General features: G+C 60.9%; 7 protein-coding genes. 3 read left to right on the top strand and 4 right to left on the bottom strand.

The features are described 5' to 3' along the window. Positions 1-304: helix-turn-helix domain-containing protein (locus Y707_RS0101205; RefSeq protein ID WP_035779810.1), on the bottom strand; the 304-nt coding region annotated here is incomplete at its 3' end. Positions 305-492: 188 nt separating this feature from the next. Here Y707_RS0101205 and Y707_RS0101200 point away from each other — a divergent pair. Beyond that, a complete protein-coding gene (locus Y707_RS0101200) occupies positions 493-1,065 on the top strand; it encodes a helix-turn-helix transcriptional regulator (RefSeq protein WP_026533762.1) in 573 nt (190 codons plus the stop codon). 50 nt (positions 1,066-1,115) lie between these two features. Here the strand turns inward: Y707_RS0101200 and Y707_RS0101195 are convergent, their stop codons facing one another. Next, positions 1,116-1,598 carry a hypothetical protein gene (locus tag Y707_RS0101195; protein ID WP_026533761.1) on the bottom strand — a complete coding sequence of 161 codons (483 nt, stop codon included), beginning with the start codon at positions 1,596-1,598 and terminating at the stop codon, positions 1,116-1,118. Next, entirely contained in the window at positions 1,595-4,057 is a 2,463-nt protein-coding gene (locus Y707_RS0101190; protein ID WP_026533760.1) for a molybdopterin oxidoreductase family protein, read from the bottom strand. The genes Y707_RS0101195 and Y707_RS0101190 overlap by 4 nt, the downstream gene beginning before the upstream one ends. A gap of 290 nt (positions 4,058-4,347) precedes the next feature. On the opposite strand from Y707_RS0101190, the gene Y707_RS0101185 reads away from it, so the two are divergent. Together Y707_RS0101185 and Y707_RS0101180 are read left to right on the top strand one after the other, a co-directional pair. After that, positions 4,348-6,573 (top strand): catalase, encoded by a 2,226-nt coding sequence (locus Y707_RS0101185; RefSeq protein WP_026533759.1) that lies wholly within the window; start codon positions 4,348-4,350, stop codon positions 6,571-6,573. A 45-nt stretch (positions 6,574-6,618) separates the two neighbouring features. Beyond that, complete coding sequence (locus tag Y707_RS0101180) at positions 6,619-7,605, top strand: zinc-binding metallopeptidase family protein (RefSeq protein WP_026533758.1); 987 nt, start codon at positions 6,619-6,621, stop codon at positions 7,603-7,605. 12 nt (positions 7,606-7,617) lie between these two features. Here the strand turns inward: Y707_RS0101180 and Y707_RS0101175 are convergent, their stop codons facing one another. Beyond that, positions 7,618-8,310, bottom strand: a complete 693-nt coding sequence (locus Y707_RS0101175; RefSeq protein ID WP_026533757.1) for a response regulator transcription factor — start codon at positions 8,308-8,310, stop codon at positions 7,618-7,620. Positions 8,311-8,480: the final 170 nt, after the last annotated feature.

The raw sequence follows: 8,480 nt of genomic DNA, 5'->3' as shown, positions 1-8,480 counted from the left end.
TCTTCGGCGGCGGCGCGAGGGTGGCCGAAATGATCTTTGTGCGGTCGACCTGCCGCGGCCGACCGGGTCTCTGCTCATCCTCAAGCCCGGCCACACCGGCGTCTTCGTAACGCACCCGCCACGAAATCACCGTCGGCCTCGAGACCCCAACCGTTCGGGCGATCGCCGCGTTCGACTGACCCTGATGAGCCAGTAGAACCATCCTCGCCCGCCGGGCCAGCCCGGCCTTCACCGTCGATGACCGAACGATCGCGGCCAACCGCTCGTCATCACCATCACGCAATTGCAAAGGAGCTGTACGCATGCCCCAATTATCCCACCCGACCGTAAAACTATTTCAGCGACACGCCACTAGCCAGGGATTACGCCGATGAATTGCTTCGTCTGTCGTTCCGGGGAAGCAGGCAACTGTACTTACTTGGCCAAGCCCACGCAGCCGCCGCTCAGCTTGCAATGGAGGGAGGACCCGCCAGCCGGGACAAGCTCCGACAGGTGGCTGACGAAGCGGCTGAACGAGGGATCATCTCCGTTCAAATGGTGGTTCTTGAATTGGCTGTAAGGATGGGAGACACAACGGCCGTCCGTCCACTCTATGATGCCGCGGCTGTGAATCAGTCGGTGCTCGGCGGAATACTCTCCCACCTCGCATGGGGAGTCTTGGCGAAGGATCCCGCACGACTCCGTAGTGCCAGTGACGATGCTGTTGCCGCGCGCTACTTCCTGATCGCCGCTGACTCTCTAGCCCTGGCGGTATCACTGCTTGAGGCTCAAGGAAGTGGACAGCGTGCGCGTCAGTTCCGGGCGGTTCTGTCCGAACGGGTTTCGCGGCTTGAAGGGATTACGTTGTACCCACAGGACGGATGCGGCAATGTGGCGGACCTAACCCAGAGGGAGCGAGTGATCGCCACCCTTATCCTGGAAGGCCACAGCAACAAGGACGCCGCCGAAATTTTATCGATCTCCGTTCGTACAGTAGAGGGTCACCTGTATCGCATTTTTGCAAAGCTTGGGATCTCCCATCGCGAAGATCTCACACCGCTCCATTTGGGAATGCGTGACGAATAGCACCCTGCTCCGCCGCCTGTTATCGGGCCGTCGGTAAGGCTGCCGTTGTGTTAGCTGACGATGATCTGAGTTGAGACGACTTTCAGCATGGCGTTGGCCCAACGCATCTGCCGGAGGGTATCCGGATGGCATTGCTTGGTCACGTCGAGGAGATCCTTCTGTTTCATCCCCTGCGCGGCCTGGGCGAGAACCTCCCAGTCGGCGGATACGCCGGTAGCCTTCATATAAATCTTCCGCAAATCGCGGATGAGCAGTAACGATGCGTCGCCGCGCCGGCCGACTAAGTCACTGCCTCTTTCCCGCATCCGCTCGACGAGGCCAAACTCATCCTTCGGTTTCGGATTGAGGTCCAGCCCGTAATTGTGCCCGATGTCGGCGATTTCCTGTACATGGCGTTGGGACCAGCGGGCCAAGTCCCGGCCAATGTGGTAGATCTCGTGATCGACTTTGTGCCGCTCCGAGACCTGCAGCAATTCGTGCGCCAGATCGTTCTCTGAGCGGTGCATCTCATGCAAGACCAGCCCGATCTTCATCGTGTTCCCTCCACATCGAATTCTTCGTCGACCCCGGCAGTCGCGTCTCCACGGGTGGGGCGGATGCCGCCTTTTACCGGTGCCGAACCGGTGGTGGTCGGAGCGGCGGATGGCTTGCCCCGGCGGCTCCGTTTGATCAGTTTCACCCGGGCGGCGGCGGTCTTGAAAATGGGCTGCTTCGAGGCGGCGTCCCAGTCGGTGATAGTCAGCTCATTGGCAGCACGCCCTGAACCGCCCGGCTTATGGCCCTTCTTGGTATCCCAGTAACCGTAGTGAAATGGAAGGAAGAGGACACCGGGACGGATACCACTGATCCGCACTTTGCTGCGCACCGATCCGCGAGGGGTGGAAACCTCAACGAGATCGCCTTCATTAATGCCGTGGTCGCCGGCATCCTGCGCGGACATTTCGACCCATACTTCCGGCGCGGCGGCCTGCAGCTGCGGCGCGCGGCCGGTCTTGGTCCGGGTATGGAAGTGATAGACGGTCCGTCCGGTTGTGAGCTGGAACGGAAAATCCTGGCTGGGTATCTCATGCGGCGGCATATAGCCTGCAGCCTTGATCACGGCCTTGCCGGAGGGGTTCATCGCCTTGTACTCGGTCGGCTCCAACGGCGCTCCGGTGACCAGGTCCTTTCCGTAACTTTCGCAGTACTCGGGGTCGCTCCAGAACTTTCCGTCAACGTAGATGCGCTCTGTTCCCTCGGGATTCTCGTCATTGCAGGGCCATTGGATGCCGGAGCCGCCCCGGAGTTTCTCGTAGGACATGCCGGTGTAGTCACACGGCCTGCCTCGGCTGCATTCCTTCCAGGCTTCGAAGGCCGACTCCGGATCATGCCATTTCACCAGCGGCGCCCCGTCCTTGTCCTTGAAGTCCATTCGTCGCGCGTAGTCGAGGAAGATGTCGAGATCGGACCGGGCTTCTCCCGGAGGATCGACGGCCTTCTCCGAAATGTGGACGGTGCGGTCGACGTTGGTGAAGGTGCCGGTTTTCTCGCCCCAGGTGGCGGCGGGCAGGACGACGTCGGCCAGTTGCGCGGTCTCGGACAGGAAGATGTCCTGCACCACCAGGAAAAGCCGCTTCTGGGTCAGGATCGAACGGATGCGCCGCAATTCGGGCAGCGACACCGCGGGATTCGTGGCGCTCACCCAGAGCATGCGGATCGAACCCTCCTCGGCATAGCGCATGATCTGCATGGCGTGTGTCGGCGGCGAGTAATGCGGGATCTCCATCGGATCCACGTTCCAGACCCGGGCCAAATCGGCGATGTGGGCGTCATTGGACCAATTGCGGAAGCCGGGGAAATCGCCGTCGCCCCCGCATTCACGGGTGTTTTGCGCGGTGGGCTGGCCATTCATCTGCAGGATGCCGCAGCCGGGCTTACCGAGCATGCCGCGGATAATGTTGACGTTATTGACCTGCACCGACGCCGCCGTCGCTTGGTTTGACTGATAGAAGCCTTGCAGGACGGTCGAAAGCAGACGCTCGGCTTCGCCGATTATCTTTGCTGCCTCCCGGATCTGCTCGGCGGGAACATCACAGATTTCGGCGACGACTTCCGGCGAATACTCGCTGACCCGTTTCTCCAGCTCATCGAAGCCGACAGCATGCGCCTCAACGTAGTCATGATCAACCCAGTCGTTGGCGATGATCTCGTGCAGCAAACCATTCATCAGCGCGACGTTCGTGCCCAGCCGGGGAGCCAGATGCACTGTCGCGGCGCGGGCAACACGGGTCATGCGGGGGTCGACGCAAATGATTTTCGGCGGGTTTGGCCCCGCCAGCCGGTCCAGAATGCGGTCCCAGAGCACCACCTGCGTTTCGGCCATATTGTGCCCGTAGAGGGCGATCACGTCGGCGTGATCAATGTCTGTGTAGGATCCCGGCTGACCATCGCTGGCGAATGATTCCTTCAGGGCCGCTGCCGCCGTTGCCGTACACAACCGGGTGTTGCCGTCAACGTGGTTCGTGCCTATTCCGGCATGGGCCATGATGCCGAGGGTGTAGTACTCCTCCAGGAACAGCTGGCCGGTGGTGTAAAACCCGACGGCGCTCGGGCCCTGCTCCTCCAGCAGGTCCTTTGTCCGGCCGACGACCCGGTCCATCGCGGTATCCCAGTCCGTCTCCACCAGCTTGCCGCCCTCGCGGATCAGCGGTTTGGTCAAACGGTCGGGGGAGGAGTTCGCCTGCCAGCCGTACAAATCCTTCGGTCCAAGACGGCCATGATTGACGCGGTCCGACGCCCGGCCCCGGACACCCGCAATGCGGTCATTCTTGACGGCGATGTCCAAGGCGTCACCATTCGAGTGCATGATCGACGCCGTCTGCACCCAGCGGTCGATGTCTTCCGGGTTCAAGCCCTCCTCGAGGTGTGTATCCACGCGCACCGGCCATTTCTCGCCGGACCCGTATGGAGTCCGCGTCCCCCAAGGATCAGCGATCCTGTCCTGCTTTGTCATGAGTCGCTCCCAATTCCCGCATTCACCCGCGGCTTGTGGTTCGCCAGGCAAAGCAGGTCGGGTCCGAGCCAATACCTGCCGCCCTAAGCACTAATGGATTGCCGTTTCGGCACATGAGGAAAGACTATAGTAAGCATGCTGGTAATTCACCAGGCCGGTGCAGATTTTTCGGCGCAGGTTGTCATCCTAAGCGGGCTTACTTTTTCGTGTGTAGAGTCGCTCCTGTAAGGCGCGGTTGGTGCCTGCGGGCGCCTGCCACCAAGATCGACGCAGTCCCGTGGAGTCTCAAGATGCCAGAAAACAACGCGAAAAATCCCATCCCCGGCGCACCGTCCAGCTCGACGCCTCAGGTGCCTGAACCTAGCGAGCCGCATGGACCATTGCCGCCCAAACCGGACCAGCAACCGCCCGGACCGTACTCACCGACGGGAAGAAAGCAGGAAGCGGAGGCGGACAATTCGCGGGCCCAAACCGGCGAGTACCTCACCACTGCACAAGGCCTGAGGGTCAACGACCGTGATCATTCGCTCAAGGCAGGCGCCCGGGGCCCGACGCTGCTGCAGGACCATCAACTACGCGAAAAGATCACGCATTTCGATCATGAACGGATTCCCGAACGGGTGGTGCACGCCCGCGGAGCTGCCGCCCACGGTGTCTTCCGCGCAAATGGGGCTGCCGGCTCGGTGAGTAAGGCCGGCTTCCTGGCCAAAGACGCCGAAACGCCCGTCTTTACGCGCTTTTCCACGGTGGTGGGTTCCCGAGGTTCAGCGGACACCGTCCGCGACACCCGCGGCTTCGCCACCAAGTTCTACACCGATGAGGGCGTCTTCGACCTGGTTGGTAACAACATCCCGGTGTTTTTCATCCAGGACGGACTCAAGTTTCCCGACGTCGTCCATGCGGCCAAGCCGCATCCGGACCGCGAGATTCCGCAGGCCCAAAGTGCCCACGATACGTTCTGGGATTTCGTTTCCCTGCACACCGAGGCACAGGCCCACACCATCTGGTTCATGGCCGACCGCGGTACTCCACGCTCGTTCCGGATGATGGAGGGCTTTGGTGTTCATACGTTCCGCCTCGTCAACGCCGAGGGAGCGACGACGTTGGTCAAGTTCCATTGGAAGCCCAGGCTCGGCGTGCATTCACTGGTGTGGGAGGAAGCGCAGCTGGTCCAGGGAATGGATCCGGACTTCCACCGGCGCGATCTGGCGGACGCTATCGAAGCCGGGGCGTATCCCGAGTGGGATCTGGGGATCCAGACATTCCCGGACACTGACGATGAAATGTTCGAGGGCATCGACCTGCTGGATCCGACCAAGATTGTGCCCGAGGAGCTCGCGCCGGTGCAGCTGATCGGCACCTTGACGCTGAATGCGAACCCCACTAACTACTTTGCCGAAACCGAGCAGGTGGCGTTTCACCCGGGACACCTTGTTCCCGGGATCGACGTCACCAATGATCCGCTGCTGCAGGCAAGGCTGTTCTCCTACCTGGATACGCAAATCAGCCGGCTTGGTGGGCCGAACTTTGCGCAGATACCGATCAACCGTCCTCATGCACCTGTCAATGACATGCACCGCGACGGTATGCACCAGAGCGCGGTACCTACCGGCGTCGCGCCCTATAAGCCCAACTCGCTCGACGGCGGCTGCCCTTTTACGGCCGGCGAGGATATGGGCGGCTATGTCGAAGTTCCGCAGGAAATCAAGGACGCGATGAAAGTCCGCAAGGCACCGGCGTCGTTCGCCGATCACACCAGCCAGGCGCGTTTGTTCTACCGCAGCCTGACGCCGGTCGAGCAGGACCATGTGATCGCCGCCTACACGTTCGAGCTCGGCAAATGCTACGAACAGGCGGTCAAAGAGCGCCAGCTGAAGGCGCTGGCCAATATTGACGCCGAGCTCTGCTCCGCTGTCGCGGGCGGTTTGGGACTGCCGGTACCGGAACCAACCGAGGAGCTGGCTGAAGTCCAGCCCAGCGCCGCACTGTCGCAGATCGGCAAGGAATGGCCACTCGATGGGCGGATCGTAGGAATTGTGGCGGACATGGACAGCGATTTGGAGAGCGTGCGGGCTGTTCAGACTGCAGTGTTCGACGCCGGCATGGTGCCTCTGATTGTCGCCCCCACGGGAGGGAAACTCGGCGAAGGAGAGAACGCCTTGACCGTGCAACGCAGCTTCACCACCACACGTTCAGTCGAGTTCGATGCCATCCTGCTGGCCGGTGCACCTATGCCCGGCCCGGATGCTGCCGATGGCCTGGACGCCAAAGCAGGGGACTCCCGGGCCAGTGAAGCCGTCGATCCCCGCGTGACGCTGATGCTCTCCGAAGCGTTTAGGCACGCCAAAGCAGTTGGCGGATGGGGGCAGGCCGAAACCGCGTTCACGGCTGCCGGCGTCGATGTTAATGCACCCGGGGTGGTGCTTGGATCCAGCGGTACGGAAGTGCTCGGCGAGGTAGCGGGTTTGCTGGCGAGGCACCGGGTCTGGGAGAGGTTCCCGGCGGTAACCGGATAACCCTTGCGTATTCGTGGCCGCAGGCCCGCTCGGTAGAATTGTGAAGTGAAAAAGTTTCTCTGCCGGGTCTGCGGCTCTGCCCTCTATTTCGAAAACTCCGTCTGTATTCATTGCGGAACCGACCTGGGCTATTCGCGTCAAGAGCACACGATTGTGCCCGTGAACAGCGACGGTACCTATGTCGATCAGTCCGGAGAAACCTGGCACAGGTGCGCCAATCTTCACTTATCCGGCTGTACGTGGCTGGCCCCGGCCAAGGGAGACCAATGCTTCAGCTGCTGCCTGACCCGGACGCGCCCCAATGATCAAGATGCAAGGGGCCTCGCTCAGTTTCTGGACGCGGAGCGTGCCAAGCGCCATCTGATTGCTGAACTGGATGGGATCGGTCTGCCCATCGTCACCCGTGTCGAGGATCCACATCTTGGTTTGGCCTTCGATCTGCTTTCCAGCGTCAACGTCGACGTCGTTATCGGCCATCAAAACGGTGTGATCACCATAGATCTGGCCGAAACTGAGGACGCGCACCGGGAGAAGGTGCGCGCCAAGCTCGACGAACCATACCGGACGATGCTCGGCCATTTCCGCCACGAGGTAGGACACTACTTTGAAGGCGCCTTGGTTTTCAGTGACCAGGAACGCACGAGGCAAGCCCGGGAAATTTTCGGCGACGATACCAGGAACTACCAAGACGAGCTCAACCGCCATTACGCCGAAGGAGCTCCCGACGGATGGGAATCGGAGTACATTTCCAAGTACGCGACCATGCATCCCTATGAAGACTTCGCGGAGACATTCGCACACTACCTCCATATCAATGACACGCTCGACACTGCATACGAGTTCGGCCTTGCCCGACGCGGGCCACAAGAATCCACAACATTCCGCGACGTCGTGGAGGACGCCTGGTTACCGTTGTCCGCCGCGTTGAATCAGATCAACCGAAGCATGGGGCACGACGATCTCTACCCCTTCATCATTCCGGATACCGTGATCGACAAACTCACATTCGTCGCCGACCTGCGGACAACCTAGTACACCGGGAGCCTAATGATCCGCAACTGGGAACCTCTGCTGAGGCTGGCGGATCAGGTTCAGTCGAGAGGCGATGACCACGGCCTCGAGCTGGGAGTGGGCACCCAATTTAGAGAGAATTGATTTGACGTAACCTCGGCAGGTGTGTGGGGATACGCCGAGATCTTTAGCGATTATCCGCACATCCTTGCCTTCGCCCATGAGTTCGAGCACGGCCGCCTCGCGGGGTGTGAGCGACGGAATGCGCGTGTGCTGTTCCTGAATTCCATATCTGAAGGTGGCTTGTGCGGCCACGAGGCCGGGGGTAACGACCATGCTCCCGGGCTGGGCATGCCGGATGGTCTGGAGCATGGTGGAGAGCGACCCATCCTTAGTAAGGAATGCGCAGGCGCCCGTCTTGGCCGCCTGTTCGAAGATCTCTGTCGTTGCGTGGGCCGTCAGAACAATCACCCGGGTCCGCGGATATTTTTGCAGGATCGTTGAGCTGGCGGTTAAACCGTCGCCGTCGGAAAGCTGGACATCCATGATGACCAAGTCGGGCCGCAGTTCGTCGCACATCCTTACGGCATCGGCAGCGCTGGTCGCATGGCCAACACAAACTAAATCCGGCTCCTGGTCGAGGGCGCCAGCGAGCAGTTCCGCGAAGGTCAAGTGGTCATCAACGACCAGAATCCTAATGCGTGCCACCGGGCTGTTACCGTCCATTATGTCCTGCAGTCCATGAATTTAGCCGCCCGTGCCCTCTTCAGAAATGGACGGTAACTCAACAGTGGGTGCAGATCCGGTTGGTTCGGGTCCAGGCGAGGAAGCAGTTTCTCCACCCCCGGGTTCCGGTTCGGGTGGGGCCGGAGTTTCGGTGGGTTCCGGTTCGGGTG

The organism is Arthrobacter sp. H14 (assembly GCF_000520495.1).
Lineage (GTDB): Bacteria > Actinomycetota > Actinomycetes > Actinomycetales > Micrococcaceae > Arthrobacter_C.
The sequence above is the reverse complement of the archived record's forward strand: the minus strand, read 5'-3'. Positions and strand labels throughout refer to the sequence as shown.